Here is a 15,105-nt window from a genome sequence, read left to right as displayed (position 1 = left end):
CGGCACCGGCGGATCCGGCAGCGGCCGGACCGGTGGAGGCGCCGCCGGCTCAGACCGCGCGGCGCGGATGGCACGGACCGTCAATTCCCCCGCCTCCGCCATCCGGATCAGCCGATCGCGCACCGGCCCCGCTTCCAGCCGCGCCAGCTCCACCAGCACGTTGCGCGGGATGGCTGCCGCCTGGGCCAGGAAGGCTTCGGGCAGGGTCAGCAGGCGCAGCGTGGCGCTGATCTCCGCTGGGCTGCGGCCCAGCAGCTCCGCGGCACGCCCCTGCGTCAGCCCGCGGCGGGAGAGCAGGCGGCGCAGCGCGTGCGCCTCCTCCACCGGATCGAGGTCGACGCGTTGCAGGTTTTCCAGCAGCGCCGCGAGCTCGGCATCGCCCTCATGCACGATGGCCAGCAGGCTGGCCCATCCATTGTGGCGCGCCGCCCGCCAGCGACGCTCGCCGGCGACCAGGATCCAGGCGCCGCGCCGCTCCGGATCCGGCCGCAACAGGACGGGCTGCAACTGCCCCTCCGTTGCCATGGTCGCCGCGAGGGCGGCGATCTCCGCCGCCTCGAAGCGTTTGCGGGGCTGCTCGGGATCCGGGCGGATGCGATCCAGCGGCGCCTCGAAGGAGTGGCGGAAGCGGCTGTCCTGCGTCACCAGCCCTTCATTGGCGGCGCCGATGGCCGACATCGCGGCTCCCAGCACGGGGGAGGCGGGCTTGCGTTTCGTCGCCATGGTCTCAGCCCTCCATGCCCTGTGCCAGCACATCGCGCGGAGCGGCGGGCAGCGGGCCGCCCGCCGCCAGCGCCGCCGCCAGCCGCGCATAGACGGCAACGGCCGGCGCGGCCGGCGAGGCCTCCAGCGCGATCCGCCCGTTGCGCGCCGCATGCCCGAACACCGCGCTGGCCGGCACCGGCTCCAGCACCGGCGCCTTGCCCTCCATCACGCCGATGAGCTGTTCCAGCACCTCGCGGTCGACCGATTTGCGCGCGCCGAACTGGGTGGGCAGGATGCCGGCCAGCCGCAGCGAGGGGTTCAGCCGGCGCTGCACCTTGCCGATGGTGGCCAGGATCAGCCCCACCCCCATGCTGTCATAGGGCTCGGTGCGCACGGGGATGATGACGGCATCGGCGGCGGCCAGCCCCATCACCGTCAGCATGCCGAGATTGGGCGGCGCATCAAGGATGATGGCGTCGTAGCGGCCGCGCACCGGCTCCAGCCCCTCGCGCAGCGCCACGTCGAAGCCAGGCTCGCGCCGACCATCCGTCTCGGCGAGGTCGATATGGCTGGGCGCCAGGTCGAAGCCGGCGCGGCCGCCCAGCAGCGGGTCATCCGCCCGGAAGATCGCCTCTTCCAGCGGCCGGTCGCGCAGGATCACCTGCGCCATGGTGCGGCCCTGGCGGTAGGCCTCGACGCTGCCGGCCGCCATCAGCGCAACCGTGGCGGTGGCCTGCGGGTCGAGGTCCACCAGCAGCACCCGCGCCCCCTGGCGCGCCAGCCCGCAAGCGAGGTTGATGGCGGAGGTGGTCTTGCCCACGCCGCCCTTCTGGTTGGCCAGCACCAGGATGCGGGCATGGCGGGGCTGGCCGGAGGCAAGGGCCGCGACGGCCCGGCCGACCTCGTCCGGGATCGGCTCGCGGCCGTTCTCCCAGCGGGAGATGCGGGGCTTGTCGTAGCTGCGCTCCAGCGCAGCGTTGAGCATGTCCTTCAGCTCCGACTGGCTGAGGCGCAACTGCTGCCGCAGGGTCCTGAGGTCGCTTCCTTGCATGGCGCAGCTCCGTTGCCCGCCCTGGCCCTGTTCTGACGTCAGAACACGAGCGAGGTGCCGCAAGGGTGCCAGAGCCAATTCTGTCCGTCAACGTCAACAATACAGGTTGACGGTTGCAGAAAGGTGGAATGGCCAAGCTTGCCAGCGCCTCGACGGCTCAGGCATGTTCCATTTTGGTTCCAACGGCTTTCCCGATGGATGTCGCCCGCATGCTGAGCCTCTGGCTGCATCGCCGTGACCCGACGCGCAACATGGACCGCTTCTACCGGCTCTACGTGATGGCGGATCTGCTGGGCGGATGGTGCCTGGTGCGCGAGTGGGGACGGCATGGCGCCGCCGGTCAGGTGCGGCGCGATCCCTATGCCGACGACGCCGAGGCCAGCGCTGCCTGCATGCGGCTGGCGCGGGAAAAGCTGCGGCGTGGCTACCGGCCCGCTTTGGGGGCAACCTTGCCGCAGGAGTTGGCCACCCTTCTCTGCCTCTGAGAATGAGGCCCGTTCCGTGTCGCTTGCCTTGCCGAAGCCGCGGGGCAGGGCGCCTCAGCCCGGCCCTGCCTCACCGCCCGGCAGATCGATGCCAAGCCTGCGTGGGGCCCTGCGGCTGCCGTAGAGGTGTTCGAGCGCTCCGGCCATGGCCTCCTCCAGATCATCTACGCACCAGCGCAGCGGCTGCGGCGCCATGTTCTCGACAGTACCTTGCGCCGGAATAATCGATGCATAGGGTAGGGTATCCACCTCGACCTGAAAGCGTCCCGCTTCGGCTCGTCTGGGCCATTCGCGCACCAACACGGTCTGCAAATGCGTCCAGGGCTGCTCGGGCGGCATGGCGCCCTGCGCGTTCAGATGGCTGCAGATCCAGATGCGCGGCAGCCCCCTCTCCCTGGCCATTTCCACGAAGGCGGGGGCAATGCACTGCACCAGACCGCCTCCGTGGGCTTCCAGGGTGCCGGGCGGGGGCGCGTAGGCGGCGCCCAGTGCCGAGGCAATAGCCTGCATCAGATCTTCCGCATGACCCTCCGCGACCATCGGCGCTGACGCTGGAGGCAGGAGGCAAGCCGGCTTCTCGGCGGTATCCGCGATCCCGCCGGCGATGACCGCGGGCCAGCTTTCCGTCCGCCAGCCGACGGCAGCGCCATCTTTCCAACGCCCCGTGTGCGAGGTGAGGATGCAGCGGTGATAGTGGGTGGCACCGTCGCGACACCGCGGCCAACCCGGTGCGGCGGTGGTGAAGGCGCAGGCCCGCCGGATTGCTCCAGGGATATCGGCACTGCCCTCAATCTCAACAAAATGCGGCGCGACGAAGCGTGGCGTCTGTGGCCGGGGCTGAGCTTCAGGCTGGGGCATCGGCAGGCTTCCCGCGTGATCCATCTGCCCGACGGGAAACACCGCCGGGCTCGCAGCGATGTTACCTGCGAACAGCCCGGAATGCGGCTGACCTGCGCCTCAATTTGTGAGATCAGGCCATTTATTGATGAACGGTTAATGCCTCAAGGCGCCGCTCACCCCCTCGCCAGAACGGTGTGTATCGCAGGCGAGTTGTATGTCCCGGCTTCCCCTTCTTCTCGTTATCCTGATCCTTTTGATTTCGGGGGCTGTGGCGGCGGCCTTGTGGACTACCGAAACATTGGTGAGGCACGCTTCCCCTGCCACCGAAGCTGCCTCTCCGCCCGCACGTCTCTTGAGTCCAGCCGAGCGGGCCGCGCAATTCTCAAGGATTTTTCGCCAATAGACGGCCAGACCTGCTGGGCGCTACCTCACGAGGCATGTGCTTCAGTGGGCCGAGAGAACACGCCGTTCCGGCATGCCTGATGCTGCCTGAAGCTATCTAGCATCGATTGCAGGCGAATGATGCTGGCTTCCGCCTGGTCAGCGCGCAGTGCTTGCTCCCGGGCTTGGCGCTGCTCGCGCAACAAGGCGATCTCCAGCCGGGCGATGCGGTCTGCCATGTCATCCAGCAACCGCTCCTGGGCCTGCTCACGCCGGGACCAGCCGGGGAGCCCTCCCTCGCCGCGCCGACGAACGAGCAGAAGGGGGTTCTTCCAGGCCAGGAGGTGGCGCTGCAGCGCACCGGCTGACAGGGCAGCCGGTGCGCGCAGGGAAAGGAGAGAGATCCGGCTCACCCCTTTTCCGGAACAGCCTGGGCCCGCAGCACGAAAAGCCGGTGCGAGGCGATGTCCACCATCCTGCGCATGCGCTCCAGCCAGACCTTCTCGGCGGCTGCCATGCTGTGGAAAGGCCCGTGCAACTCCTCCGTGCCCTCTTCCAGTTCCGCGAAACTCGTGTCGCGGAACACCCCGCCCCAGACCACCCAGATCTCGCGGCCGTTGAGGGGATCGTTCATGCCTTGGTCCTTCCGTTTTGGCCTGCGCGGTGGGACTGCCGGAGTGAAGCCCTGCACCGCCAGGAATGGCTGCTGTCAGCGGGCGCACCGTATGCGGATTTTCATCCTCCGCGCGGGACCGGATGGCCCCGCGCCACGGGCGATCTGGCGCAATGCAGCATAGCCCTGGAAGGACGCGTCGGCGAGGTCCGACCGCCATCCGGCCAATCCGGCAACGATGCCCAAGGCTATCAGGGCCAGCCCGGCCAGCGCGGCGTCTTCCGGGGTCAGCCATGCAGCCAGGGATTCCGGCATCAGCAGACCGGTGCTCCCTGCCGCAAATAGCAGAGGGCAAAGCAGGCGTCCGTCGAGCATGGGCTTCTCCCGTCCTGTCCACGGCCCGTTGTGGTGCCGCCAAGGCTGTATCCTATCGCGCTCCCATGCGCCTTCCAATGTTTTTCGCATTACGCGTTGGCAGATAACCCTGTGTGCAGACAGCAAATTTTCGGACCTAATCTTGTGCTTTGCTGATGACGGTGTGCTGAAGAATTCCTGTTCCCCAATGGCAGCATGTCGGCGTCGCGACGAATGCCAGCCGCCGTGGAACCAAGAAAACCCAAGAGGTTTATCTATAGATATGCACATCAACCCTAGGTTGATATCGGCTTATCTGGCTTTTCTATTCCTCGTCATTACGCCGACATCTCCTGCTGCTTCATGAGCAGCCTTTTGTCCGTGCCGTTGTAATTCCGCCATCCATGGTTCCCGCCAGCTGATCAGGGGTGGGCCAGCCAGCGTACTTCCGCACCCACTCTTTGAGAGTGTTTCAAGAGTCATAGAGTCTAAAGGTTACAAGGTTATCGGCCTGAATTGTCCCTTTCAATTCAATCGCTTATCACCGGTTTGCGTCGGCGTAACGACGAGGATGCGTCGGCGTCACGACGAGGATGCGTCGGCGTCACGACGAGGATATGTCGGCGTCACGACGAGGATATGTCGGCGTCACGACGAACGCCGCATCAGGTGTCGGCGTCACGACGAGTAGGGGCTGTGGATAAGTTCTCCTGGCGCTCGCGCGCCTCTCGAACCCTTCGAGCGTGTCTCAGAAATGGCCAGGACCGGAAAAGACTCGTCGTGACGCCGACATCCTTGCGCGTAACGCTGGCATCTGCCGCGCCGCTCCTGCACAACGAACGCCGCAGGACGCACTGGGCCCATGGACGAGCAACAGACGTTTGATTTTTCCACGACCGACAGCCCCCTGGTGGGCAAGGTCAAGGGCGACCGAAACACCATGGTCTACAACTTCTTCTCGCTGCGGCGGGAGAAGGAGACCGAACTGCCTCGCTATGACGACGGCAAGACATGGATCGAGGTCGTCGGCACCAAGCATGGCGTCGCCTCGATCTGGGACAAGGAGCTTCTGGTCTATTCGGCCTCGCTGATCGCCGATAAAATCAATCGCGGCCAGATGCCCTCGCCGCGGATCACCTTCACGGCGCATGACTTCTTCATCACCACTGGCAGCACGCCAGGCGGTTCGGCCTACGATCGGCTGGAAGAGTCGCTGGCGCGGCTGAAATCCACCTTCATCCGCACCAATATCGAGACCGGCGGAGAAGGCGAGGATCGCGGCTTCGGCTGGTTGGACGAATACAAGATCCTCTACCGCCGTGGTCGGGACGGGGCCAAGCAGATGCGGGCGGTGGAGCTGACCCTTTGCGCCTGGCTGTTCCGTGCCATCGTGCAGGACAAGCATTTCCTGACCTACAGCCCGAAGTATTTCGAGCTGCCACCGGTCGCCAAACGACTCTACGAGATTGCACGCAGCGGGCCGCAGGGCGGCTTCCGCATGGGGCTGGCGAAGCTGCGGGCGCGGGTGGGCACCTCGCAGGACCTGCGCCGCTTCAAGGCGGAGATCAACACCTATGCCACGCACAAGCGCAGCCTGCCGGGCTACGGGATCGCGCTGATCGACCCGCGTGTGCGGCGGGCGCTGGACAAGGGCTTTCCCAAGCCCACCGGGCAGACGGCGCTGAAATCCTGGCTGGTTGCCTTCTACCCGACCACCAACATCACCAGCCTCGCGCCGATCGAGACGATGCCGCTGCTGGAGGAGGATGAGGTGGAGCCGCTTCCTGAAGCGGCGCCCGCCCACGGCGCCGCCGGAAGCGGCACTGGCGGCAGTGACACTGGCGGCAAGACCCCCCAGGACCCGCCGCCGCGCCGCCTGAGAGCAGCCAGACGGGATGGGATGGGGGGAGCTACAGCCCTTCCTTCAAAGGCGCCTGCCCGACGCTGACGGAGCCGTCTCGCCGGAACGCCACTCCGCTCCGCGCCAGAATAGCCTGCACTTTGGCCAGGGTGCGGCTGGTGACATTGCCGTTGCCCTCGATGCGGCTCAGCGTGTTGACCGAGACGCCGGCGGCGGCGGCGAGCTCCCGCATGCTCATCCCCAGCGCGGCGCGAGCCATGCGGCACTGGGAAGCCGAGATCAGCATCGTGCCTCCTCAGCGTCCCGGCGTCAGGTCGATGTCGATCTCGCGCACCTCGAGCGCCGGCGAGGTGCCGATCTTCACCCGCACATGGCCGCCACGTGCCAGCTTGCGGATCTCCCGCAGGCAGGCATCCTGGATGCGCTGGGTGATATCGTCGCCCAGCACCGCCAGGCGGTCGGCGCTGACCTGCTTGCGCAGCCGCGCCGCGGCGATGCCGGCCGTGTTGCGGCGGCGCTGGATCAGGGCGATCAAGGGCATGGCGTCAATGTCCTGTGGGGTTCAGGCAAACCGGAACAGCCGGCGCAGGAATCCGCGCGGCTCCGCGGCGGCTTCCATCGCGTGGTTCATGGCCGCGGCGGCGGGGAGGCGGATCGGCTGTCGCACCTCGCCCAGGAAGCGTGAGACCGCGTCGCGATAGGCGCGGCCGGCATCGGTGCTCTCGTCCATGCTGGCCGGCATGCCGGCATTGGAGGCCTTCAGCACCGCCTTGCTCTCCGGGACCACGCCGAGCAGCTCGGCGGAGAGGATGTCCTGGATGTCGTGCAGCCCGACCATCTCGCCACAGCGCACGCGCTCCTGGTCGAAGCGGGTGACGAGGAGATGCTCGCGCACCGGCTCCCGGCCATCCTCGGCGCGCTTCGACTTGGCGGCGATGAAGCCGAGGATGCGGTCCGCGTCGCGGATCGAGCTGACCTCGGGGTTGCACACCACGATGGCATGGTCGGCGTGGTAGAGCGCCATCATGGCGCCGTGCTCGATGCCGGCCGGGCTGTCACAGAGGATGTAGTCGAACTCCTCGCGCAGCTGCTCCATCACCCGGTTCACCCCCTCCAGCGTCAGTGCGTCCTTCTCATGCGTCTGGGAGGTGGCCAGCACCTGCAGGTTCTCGATCCGCTTGTCGCGGATCAGCGCCTGGTGCAGCTTGGCCTGGCCGTTGGCGACATGCAGGAAGTCGTAGACCACCCGCTTCTCGATGCCGAGCACCAGGTCGAGGTTGCGCAGCCCGACATCGAAGTCGACCACGCAGACGCGCTTGCCGCGCAGGGCCAGCGCGGCGCCGAAGGCGGCGGTGGTGGTCGTCTTGCCGACCCCGCCCTTGCCGGAGGTAATGGTGATGACGGTCGCGGACATCGGGTTCTCCCTGTTGTCGTGCGGTCGGAGGAAGGGGTTCAGCTCAGGGCAGGGGGGCGAAGCGCAGCCAGCCATCCGCAACGCGGAGCTGGGCGGGGCGCCTTACCCATTCGGCCGGGATGTCCTCGGCGCCGAGCCAGAGGCCGGCGATGGAGAGCATTTCGGCGTCCATGTTTTTCGCAAAGATGCGAGCGTGCGGATCGTCGCCCACCCCCGCGCTCGCCGAGCCGCGCAGCGCGCCATAGACGTGGATGCACCCATCGGCCAGCAGCTGCGCGCCGGGCGAGACGGAATGCAGCACCACGAGATCGGCTTCCGCGGCATAGATGCGCTGACCGGAGCGGACCGGCTCGCTGACGATGACGGTGGGGCGGCGGTCGCAGGGGAGGGTCATGTCCTGGCCGGCTTCCGCCTCCAGCATGCGGCCGAGCCCGGCGGCCAGCGCGGCCCGGTCGATCTCCGGCCAGCGCGCCCGGAAAGCGGCGGGCACCAGGCCCAGGCGGCGGATCACCGCCAGCATCTCCGGAACGCGGGAGGCCGCCTCCGCTGGAAGGGCGGCGAGGTCGAGCAGCACCGGTGCGTGGCGGAAGAAGCTGGCTGTGCTGCTCAGCTTCGCCGCCAGCGCCTCCTCCAGGAGGGCCGGATCGGTCTCCGCCACTTCAAGGGTCAGGAACGGGTGGGTGCGGCCGCGCAGGCGGAGAGAGGCCTGCGCAGCCGACCGAAGATTGTCATGCCTCATATACGCCTGCCTTCTGCCGGCGCTTCCCGGAAGTTTCGCGGATCCGGTGAAGCCATGTCCGCCTCATGCGGGTGAGCCAGGAATAGGGGAACCAAAGATTTTTCGCAAGAGATTTTGCTTTTGCCGCTCTGCATGGTGACGTTCCTCTCAGGCGACATGCAGAGCCCGCGGCACCGTGGCCGTAGTAAAGCCCTGCGAGGCTTCGGCTGCGGCGGCCAGCCAGAGGCGGAACAGCACCTGGCCTTCGAACGGCCCATCCAGCAACGTCTGCGATACGGGCAAGGCCTGCCGGCGTAGCTGCGCCAGGGCCACGCGGCGCATGATGGGACGCAGCACGCTCTCCGGCTCGTCCAGAGCTGGCAGGCCGGCCGCCCGCTGAAAAGCCGCCATGCTGCACCCGCCCGCCAGGGCGCCGGCGCGCTGGTCCGGCAGTGGGCCCAGCGGGCATAGGCGCGTGCCGGTCCAGATCAGAAGGCGCATGTCGTGGCGATGGCTGTGCGCCGGCACCGTGAAGCCTGCCACCTCGCCCACCGCCAGCCGCAGCTGCCCGCCCAGCCAGTCGACCGACGCCTCCAGCAGCCCCGGCCATGGCGGCAGGCTCGCCGAGACGCAGAGCCGCGGCCCATCGTCATCCTGCAGAATGCGGGAGCCCTGGGTCAGATGGTCGAGGCTTTCGCCGGTCAGGATCGTGCCGGCCTCCGGCATGGAGAACAGGGGGTGCGCCGGCGGCCGCGCGGGCAGGCGTCCCATCAGCAGCGCGACCAGCGCCTCCGCGTCAGGCCGGGGCAGGGGGCGGCGCAGGGGCGCATCCAGCTCGAGGCGCGCATGGCGCTCCGGCAGGCTCATGGCGCGCGCCCGCGCTTCAGCTGCAGGCGCCGCTCCGCGACCGCAAGCATGGCGTCCAGCGCGGCCGTGCCGGCTGGCACGGTGCGGCGCAGCACACGGAGAGGAGGCTCGTCATGCGGATCTTCCTCGACGACGACGAGCTGCAGAGGCAGGTCCGCCTCCACCTGGCCAAGCAGGCCCTCACGATAGGTCACCGCAATGCGGGGCATGTCCTCGCGCAGCGCCAGACATTGTTCCAGGCGTGCGAGAAAGGCATCGAATTCCTCATCGCTGGCCTCGACAGCCAGCAGGTCGAGAAGGTCCCGTCCGTCCTGCGTCAGGCTGGCCTCACCGGGGCCTCTGCGGTTGATCTGCATTCGGTTTCTCCTGAAGCGATCACACGCCGCAGGTGGTGCCATGACGCACCTTCACAAACTGATAATTTTACGTCCGTTCCGCTTATCAATTTGCTATCGAAAGGAAAGATTGACGCCAGAGGCGGGAGAAGCCTAGCTGGTTATGAAACTTGATGGTGATTTTCGTGTGATGCACAAACCAAAGAATTATGGTTCGTCGTATGACACGCCACTGGGCGGCATCACCGGCCTGGATCTGAGCAGCCCCGCCGGCATGGCCCTGCTGCGCCGCTTCGACGCGCAGTTGCGCCAGTTCCCGACGCTGGACGAGCAGCGGGCCGCTGTGCGGCACCTGCAATGCCTTCTCCCCCTCTCCGATCGTGCGATCGGCCTGCTTCTGTTGCCGGGCGGCTCCCTGGCCCTGCGGGAAGGATCCTCCATCCTGGTTTGCGATCCGGTTTCAGCGCGCTGGCTGGCCGGTGGCAGAGCGCTGCGTGAAAGCCTCTCCGTGCTGCCTGGGGCGCTGCATGTGGTGTGCCAGGAGGATGGCGTGTGCCTGGCCCAGGGAGAGACGTTCGTCGGAGCTGTGCAGGCGGCCAGCTGGCTGCCGGAGGCGGCAATGCTCGCGCCGTTCCACCCTGTCTGCGCCGGGCTGGCCGGCCCGGCCGTGCTGCGCTGGTCGGCATGGGGGGCGGTGCTGTGGCGGATGCAGCCGGCCTCGCCTTCCCTGGCGATCGGCATCAGCGTCTCCGGCGAGGCGTTGCCGCCGGACGGCGCCTGCATCCCTTGCGAGATCTGGGACGCGCCGCATGGCGATGAGCGGTACCAGCTGCTCTCCTCCGGCCTGTTCGCGCATCTGGACGAGCTGCTCGGCAATGAGGTCAGCGACATCCTGCGCTTCGAACTGGTCGACCATTGGACCGATGGCGACGACTGCATGGCCAGCCAGCTGGCCGACCAGCTTGGCGAGCTGCCCGCCTGCTTCGCGAGGCCCTGGAACCGCCCGGTGGGGCTGGCGGCGCTGCACGCCTGGCCAAGCCTCGCGGCGGCACTGATGCCGGCTGCGCCACCACACGCGATACTGGGCATCGCCCACGAGGATTGGCGCGGGAAATGGCAGCCGGTATCGCGGCACGCCTTCCTGAAGACGCTCCGTCGGCTCCTGCCTGGCACGCTGCCCGTAGAACTGCGGTGGGAGGCGCCGGGCTTGCCGCCCCAGGCCTTGCGGCAACTGGATGCCGACCGGCAGATCCGCAGTTGCGCGGCGAATTGCGCCGCCCTGCTGCCGCTGCCATCGGCTTTCGAGGAAGGACTGCGGCTGGCGCGGCAGGTGGCCGAGGCCTGCGGGACGCCGGTGCATTGGATCGTGCCCGCCTGGGGCCTGTCCCAGCGCTGTGACCCGGATGGCGGCGGCGAAGGCAATGCGGCGTGGTATGGGCTCGCCTTCTCGGCTCCCGAGGTGGCGCTGGAGACCTGATCGCATGCGAGGCTTCCAAGAGGCGCCAATATCTCTTGCGAAAAATGTTCGTCATGCGATGATGCGCGGAGACGCAAAAGGGGGACCGGCGCGTGAAGATTTTGGTGGTCGATGATTATCCCACGATGCGGCGTATCGTGCGAAACCTGCTGGACCAGATCGGCTTCAAGGATGTGGAGGAAGCCGGCAACGGGGCGGAGGCGCTGGAGAAGATCAAGGTCTCCCGCTACGACCTCGTCATCTCCGACTGGAACATGGAGCCCATGACCGGCCTGGAGCTGCTGAAGGAGGTTCGTGGCGACGCGAATCTGTCGAAGATGCCCTTCATCATGGTGACGGCGGAGAGCAAGACGGAGAACGTCATTGCCGCGAAACAGGCCGGTGCATCGCAGTACATCGTGAAGCCCTTCACGGCGGAAACGTTGAAGGCGAAAATCGCTTCCGTGGTTGGCTGAGTGCGGAACGGTTCGCGCGATGCCAACGCCCCAGGCCGGGCTGTCCCGAATCGCCGGGTATGCGGCAGCCATCGCATCCGAGGTCGATCGGATGATGGAACTCAACCCCAGCAACGCCGGGGGGGGTGAGGATAAGCTTGGCCAGGCGCTGGTCGAGATGCGCGCGATGTCACGGCTCCTGGCCGAGACACGGGCGGAGGTCCTCGGCCTCTCTCCGCCGCCGGCCGATATGGGCGACACGCTGGATGCCGTGGTGGGCGACACCGAGGGCGCCGCGCTGGAAATTCTGCGGCAGGCCGAACGTGCCCAGGCCGCCGCAGGCCGGCTGCATGCCGGCACCTCCACCGACACCACGGCGGATCTGGCCGAGGTTGATGAGGCGGCCACGGCTATCGTTCTGGCCTGCGCCTTCCAGGACCTTACGGGTCAGCGCGTGCGGAAAGTGCTCGGGGCCATGCGGCAGGTCGAGGCCCGCATCGCCGGGCTGGTGTCTCTCCTCGGGATCAGCCCGGAAGAGCTGAGCGCGATGCCGGAAACTGCTCCCTCGCGCCCGGATGCCCACCTTCTGAATGGCCCTAGCACCGCGGCGCAGGGCGGGTTGGGCCAGAGTGCGGTGGATGATCTGTTCGGCTGACGCAGCCCACACGTTTCACCGCGCGCCCTAGGAGCCCCGTTCCGCCGGGGCCTGCCGGCCGCGCAGGACAGGAAGAACTCCATGGCCATTCCGTTGGGCGGCGAGCCCTTTCTGCAAGCCACGCCGGTACCGGGCGGGCGGCCCGAGTGGAGCATGGGCGGCCCGCTGGTAACCAATACGGAACTGGAGGCCTTCGCCCTGTTGATGGCAGGGCAGGCCATGCCGGCGGAGACGGAGGCGGCGGAAGCTCTGCTTGCTCCCAAGGCCAAAGGAACCCCGGCACTGCCGGGCCTGCAAGGGCAGGCGCTGCCCTGGGAGGCGCTGGCCGCCGCCGCCGAGGAAGCAGGCCAGCTGATGGCCCTGCTCCAGAGCACGGCCATGGGGCAGCCTCTCTCCCCTGCGGCGCCGCTGCTCTCCAGCACCTCATGGCCTGAGACCGCCCCGCCCGCAATCTCCTTGCCTGCCGCACCGGCCGCACCGGCCGCAGTGGCGCTGGAGGCCACCACAGGGCTTGCGGCCGACGCCGGGGCTGGCTTGCCTGCGGCGACAGCCTCTCTGGCCGCCTTGGAGCCATCGCCTGGTGAGGCCGCCCCAATGGCGCCGCCCTCCCCTGCCGGCATCGCGGCGCAGCCAGCCATGCAGCCAGCCATCCTGGAGCCAGAGCTCCCTTCCATGAGATTGGCTGGGCAGAACCTCCCACCTCAGGAGCAGATTGCTGGGCAGAGCCAGGAGCAAGCCCAGGGTCAGGCGCAACACCATACGTCGGCCCAAACGCTGCCGCCGCATCCGCATCCGCATCCGGCGCCCAGCCAGCCACAACTCCCGCCAGTTGCAGCGGCTGTGGTGACTTCTGTTCCGGCTGAGCAGGGCCCGGCTACTGCGGCATTGCCTGCCGTCATGGAAGACAAAGCCGCTGCGCGAGGCCTGCCGCGCTCGCCTTCGCGGTCCTCCGTCTCCCTGGCACAGTTGGCTCCGGCGCAGCCGCCCACATTGCCTCCGGCCGGCATGCCACAGCCCGAGAACGCCGCGCCGCAGGCTTTGGCCGCACCGGAGGATGCGGGGTCGAGGGTTCCGCCTCCCTGGCCGGAGCCCGATGAAATGCGCGGCCCCCTGCTGCAGAAGGTGACGGAGATCACGGCCCGGCTGGCCGTGGCAGGCGCCGAAATCCCACCCCCTGCCGGCGAAATACAGGTGCCATCCGCTCCCGTCGGCCTGGCGATGGAAGCCGGCATGGCCAGCTGGACCCCCTTTGTGCAGGAGGCACCGGCTCCCCGGGCTCCTATGCAGAATCAGGCCCTGGTGCATCCGCGCCTGCCGCCCGAGGCGACACCTCAGCTCGTCTTGCGCGTGAAGGAGGCCACGGAGGCCGGGGTGGAGACGGTATCGGTGGATCTCCGTCCACCGGAGCTAGGCCGGGTCGAGCTGCGCCTGACCTTCCGGGAAGGTACGGTGCAGGTGGTGATGCTGGCGGAACGGGCCGAGACCTTCGAGGCCCTGCGCCAGGAACGCCACAGCCTGATGCAGCAGATGGAACAGGCCGGACTCCAGTTGGGCGGGCAGGGGCTGGACCTCCAGCATGGTTCGCTCAGCTGGGCGGAGCGCGAGGCGCCGGAGCCCGCCCAGGCGCTGCAGGCCGATGCCGGACCAGGGGAGGATCAGACCGCCGAGGTGGCCGCTCCCTCCCGCCGCCCAGACTCGGACAGCCTGATCGACATCGTCGCCTGAGCCGCCACGACCACGGAGCGCATTACATGGCCAGTGTTTCCAACGTGACCGCCACCAGCAATGCCGCGGCGGCCAGCACCGGCACCGCCGCGAGCGGCCCCGCCACCACCAAGCTGAACTCGTCCAGCCCCGACTTCGACCGCTTCCTGACGCTGCTGACGGCGCAGATGAAGTTTCAGAACCCGCTGGAGCCCACGGACCCGACGCAGTTCGTGGCGCAGCTCGCACAGTTCTCGCAGGTGGAGCAGCAGACCAAGACGAACAGCCTGCTGCAGGGCATCGCCACCTCCCTCTCCGGTGGCGGCGGCCTGGCGGAGAATGCCGCGCTGCTGGGCCGGACGGTGCAGATGCAGATGTCGCGCATGGTGCTGCCCACCGCCGGCGCCAGCGTTCCGGTGACGGTCGACGTGCCTGCCGGCAGCCTGACCAACCTCCGGCTGGAGGTGCTGAACAGCGCGGGGGAGGTGGTGCGCCAAGTCCCGGTGCAGACAGGCAGCACGCAGCTGAGCTTCGATGGCAAGGACAGCAATGGCGTGGCGCTGGCGGCCGGCTCCTACGCGGTGCGGGTGGTCGGCCAGAACGCCGAGAATGCGCGCCAGGTGGCCGGCACCATCACTAGCTCGGGGAAAGTTACCGAGGTGCGGCGCGACAGCAGCGGAGAGATGAATCTGGTGCTGGACAACGGCAATGTCGTCAGCGCGACGGATATCACCCGCCTCGGCGCCTGAGAGACGGCCCTGCTCGCGGCAATCCTGCTCGTGCGGCCGCGGTTCCCGCCGCGGCCGCCCGTTCTTCAGCTGTGGATGAGGCGGGTGATTACCACATCCTTCAGCCCTTCCTCCTGGATGCGCGCCAGGCTGTCGAACAGATTGTCCCGCAGCGTGGTAGGGTCGGTCCGGCCCGGGCGCAGTTCCTGACGCTCCGACATAGCCATCAGCCGTTGCAGCACCGCCTGCTTCAGCCGCGGCGACAGATCCTTGAATTGCTGGGTCTGCGCCGCCTGGGTCTCCAGCGTCACGGAGACGACCACGTAGGACATACGGCGGCTGGCGGCCGGCAGGTTCACCGTGAAGTCGCCGAGCGTGACGTACTCGAACTCCTTCTTGGGTGCCTCGGCGGCCTGGGCGGCATGGAGAGGGGCCAGCACCGCCGGAATCAGCGCAGCGGCCACCAATCCACCCAGCAATGAG

The 15,105-nt window shown here is 67.9% G+C and carries 20 protein-coding genes; 7 read left to right on the top strand and 13 right to left on the bottom strand.

From position 1 onward, the window contains the following. Positions 1–723: ParB/RepB/Spo0J family partition protein (locus ACZJYS_RS03670; protein ID WP_493175869.1), on the bottom strand; the 723-nt coding region annotated here is incomplete at its 3' end. Between the two features lie 4 nt (positions 724–727). After that, complete coding sequence (locus ACZJYS_RS03665) at positions 728–1,756, bottom strand: AAA family ATPase (protein ID WP_379651749.1); 1,029 nt, start codon at positions 1,754–1,756, stop codon at positions 728–730. Between the two features lie 128 nt (positions 1,757–1,884). On the opposite strand from ACZJYS_RS03665, the gene ACZJYS_RS03660 reads away from it, so the two are divergent. Further along, positions 1,885–2,241 (top strand): WGR domain-containing protein, encoded by a 357-nt coding sequence (locus tag ACZJYS_RS03660; RefSeq protein WP_379640505.1) that lies wholly within the window; start codon positions 1,885–1,887, stop codon positions 2,239–2,241. Between the two features lie 54 nt (positions 2,242–2,295). On the opposite strand, the gene ACZJYS_RS03655 is transcribed toward ACZJYS_RS03660, so the two are convergent. The 4 genes from ACZJYS_RS03655 to ACZJYS_RS03640 all read right to left on the bottom strand — a co-directional run bounded on the left by ACZJYS_RS03655 (position 2,296) and on the right by ACZJYS_RS03640 (position 4,450). Next, positions 2,296–3,099, bottom strand: a complete 804-nt coding sequence (locus ACZJYS_RS03655; RefSeq protein WP_493175866.1) for a hypothetical protein — start codon at positions 3,097–3,099, stop codon at positions 2,296–2,298. A gap of 410 nt (positions 3,100–3,509) precedes the next feature. Continuing rightward, a complete protein-coding gene (locus ACZJYS_RS03650; RefSeq protein ID WP_493175864.1) occupies positions 3,510–3,875 on the bottom strand; it encodes a hypothetical protein in 366 nt (121 codons plus the stop codon). After that, positions 3,872–4,096: a DUF4170 domain-containing protein gene (locus ACZJYS_RS03645; RefSeq protein WP_493175862.1), complete on the bottom strand. Its 225-nt coding sequence runs from the start codon at positions 4,094–4,096 to the stop codon at positions 3,872–3,874. The genes ACZJYS_RS03650 and ACZJYS_RS03645 overlap by 4 nt, the downstream gene beginning before the upstream one ends. A gap of 75 nt (positions 4,097–4,171) precedes the next feature. Further along, positions 4,172–4,450 (bottom strand): hypothetical protein, encoded by a 279-nt coding sequence (locus tag ACZJYS_RS03640; protein ID WP_379640510.1) that lies wholly within the window; start codon positions 4,448–4,450, stop codon positions 4,172–4,174. Between the two features lie 841 nt (positions 4,451–5,291). On the opposite strand from ACZJYS_RS03640, the gene ACZJYS_RS03635 reads away from it, so the two are divergent. After that, positions 5,292–6,377 (top strand): replication initiator protein A, encoded by a 1,086-nt coding sequence (locus ACZJYS_RS03635; protein ID WP_493175860.1) that lies wholly within the window; start codon positions 5,292–5,294, stop codon positions 6,375–6,377. Here the strand turns inward: ACZJYS_RS03635 and ACZJYS_RS03630 are convergent. From ACZJYS_RS03630 to ACZJYS_RS03605, 6 genes are all read right to left on the bottom strand, one after another. Next, positions 6,340–6,576, bottom strand: a complete 237-nt coding sequence (locus ACZJYS_RS03630; RefSeq protein ID WP_379640511.1) for a helix-turn-helix domain-containing protein — start codon at positions 6,574–6,576, stop codon at positions 6,340–6,342. The two genes, ACZJYS_RS03635 and ACZJYS_RS03630, sit on opposite strands and share 38 nt — an antisense overlap. Before the next feature lie 9 nt (positions 6,577–6,585). Beyond that, entirely contained in the window at positions 6,586–6,831 is a 246-nt protein-coding gene (locus ACZJYS_RS03625) for a hypothetical protein (RefSeq protein ID WP_379651753.1), read from the bottom strand. Between the two features lie 21 nt (positions 6,832–6,852). Further along, entirely contained in the window at positions 6,853–7,704 is an 852-nt protein-coding gene (minD, locus tag ACZJYS_RS03620) for a septum site-determining protein MinD (protein WP_379651754.1), read from the bottom strand. Positions 7,705–7,747: 43 nt separating this feature from the next. Next, complete coding sequence (gene minC, locus ACZJYS_RS03615; RefSeq protein WP_493175857.1) at positions 7,748–8,443, bottom strand: septum site-determining protein MinC; 696 nt, start codon at positions 8,441–8,443, stop codon at positions 7,748–7,750. A 147-nt stretch (positions 8,444–8,590) separates the two neighbouring features. Next, positions 8,591–9,289: a hypothetical protein gene (locus ACZJYS_RS03610; protein WP_493175855.1), complete on the bottom strand. Its 699-nt coding sequence runs from the start codon at positions 9,287–9,289 to the stop codon at positions 8,591–8,593. Further along, the gene (locus ACZJYS_RS03605) at positions 9,286–9,645 is read right to left on the bottom strand and encodes a hypothetical protein (protein ID WP_379651757.1); all 360 of its coding nucleotides are present in this window, start codon (positions 9,643–9,645) and stop codon (positions 9,286–9,288) included. Before ACZJYS_RS03605 ends, ACZJYS_RS03610 begins: the two co-directional genes overlap by 4 nt. Positions 9,646–9,787: 142 nt before the next feature. On the opposite strand from ACZJYS_RS03605, the gene ACZJYS_RS03600 reads away from it, so the two are divergent. The 5 genes from ACZJYS_RS03600 to ACZJYS_RS03580 all read left to right on the top strand — a co-directional run bounded on the left by ACZJYS_RS03600 (position 9,788) and on the right by ACZJYS_RS03580 (position 14,643). Beyond that, on the top strand, positions 9,788–11,101 hold the full coding sequence (locus tag ACZJYS_RS03600; RefSeq protein WP_493175853.1) for a hypothetical protein: 1,314 nt from the start codon (positions 9,788–9,790) through the stop codon (positions 11,099–11,101). 92 nt (positions 11,102–11,193) lie between these two features. Further along, on the top strand, positions 11,194–11,556 hold the full coding sequence (locus ACZJYS_RS03595; protein WP_379640519.1) for a response regulator: 363 nt from the start codon (positions 11,194–11,196) through the stop codon (positions 11,554–11,556). A gap of 19 nt (positions 11,557–11,575) precedes the next feature. Continuing rightward, the gene (locus ACZJYS_RS03590) at positions 11,576–12,190 is read left to right on the top strand and encodes a protein phosphatase CheZ (protein ID WP_493175851.1); all 615 of its coding nucleotides are present in this window, start codon (positions 11,576–11,578) and stop codon (positions 12,188–12,190) included. Positions 12,191–12,271: 81 nt separating this feature from the next. Beyond that, entirely contained in the window at positions 12,272–13,915 is a 1,644-nt protein-coding gene (locus tag ACZJYS_RS03585; RefSeq protein WP_493175849.1) for a flagellar hook-length control protein FliK, read from the top strand. 26 nt (positions 13,916–13,941) lie between these two features. Continuing rightward, the gene (locus tag ACZJYS_RS03580) at positions 13,942–14,643 is read left to right on the top strand and encodes a flagellar hook assembly protein FlgD (RefSeq protein WP_493175847.1); all 702 of its coding nucleotides are present in this window, start codon (positions 13,942–13,944) and stop codon (positions 14,641–14,643) included. A gap of 65 nt (positions 14,644–14,708) precedes the next feature. Here ACZJYS_RS03580 and ACZJYS_RS03575 read toward each other — a convergent pair whose 3' ends face one another. Next, entirely contained in the window at positions 14,709–15,086 is a 378-nt protein-coding gene (locus ACZJYS_RS03575; protein WP_379651761.1) for a flagellar basal body-associated FliL family protein, read from the bottom strand. Positions 15,087–15,105 lie beyond the last annotated feature (19 nt).

The organism is Roseomonas sp. TS2 (assembly GCF_058833935.1).
This window is presented reverse-complemented; position numbering and strand designations above follow the sequence as displayed.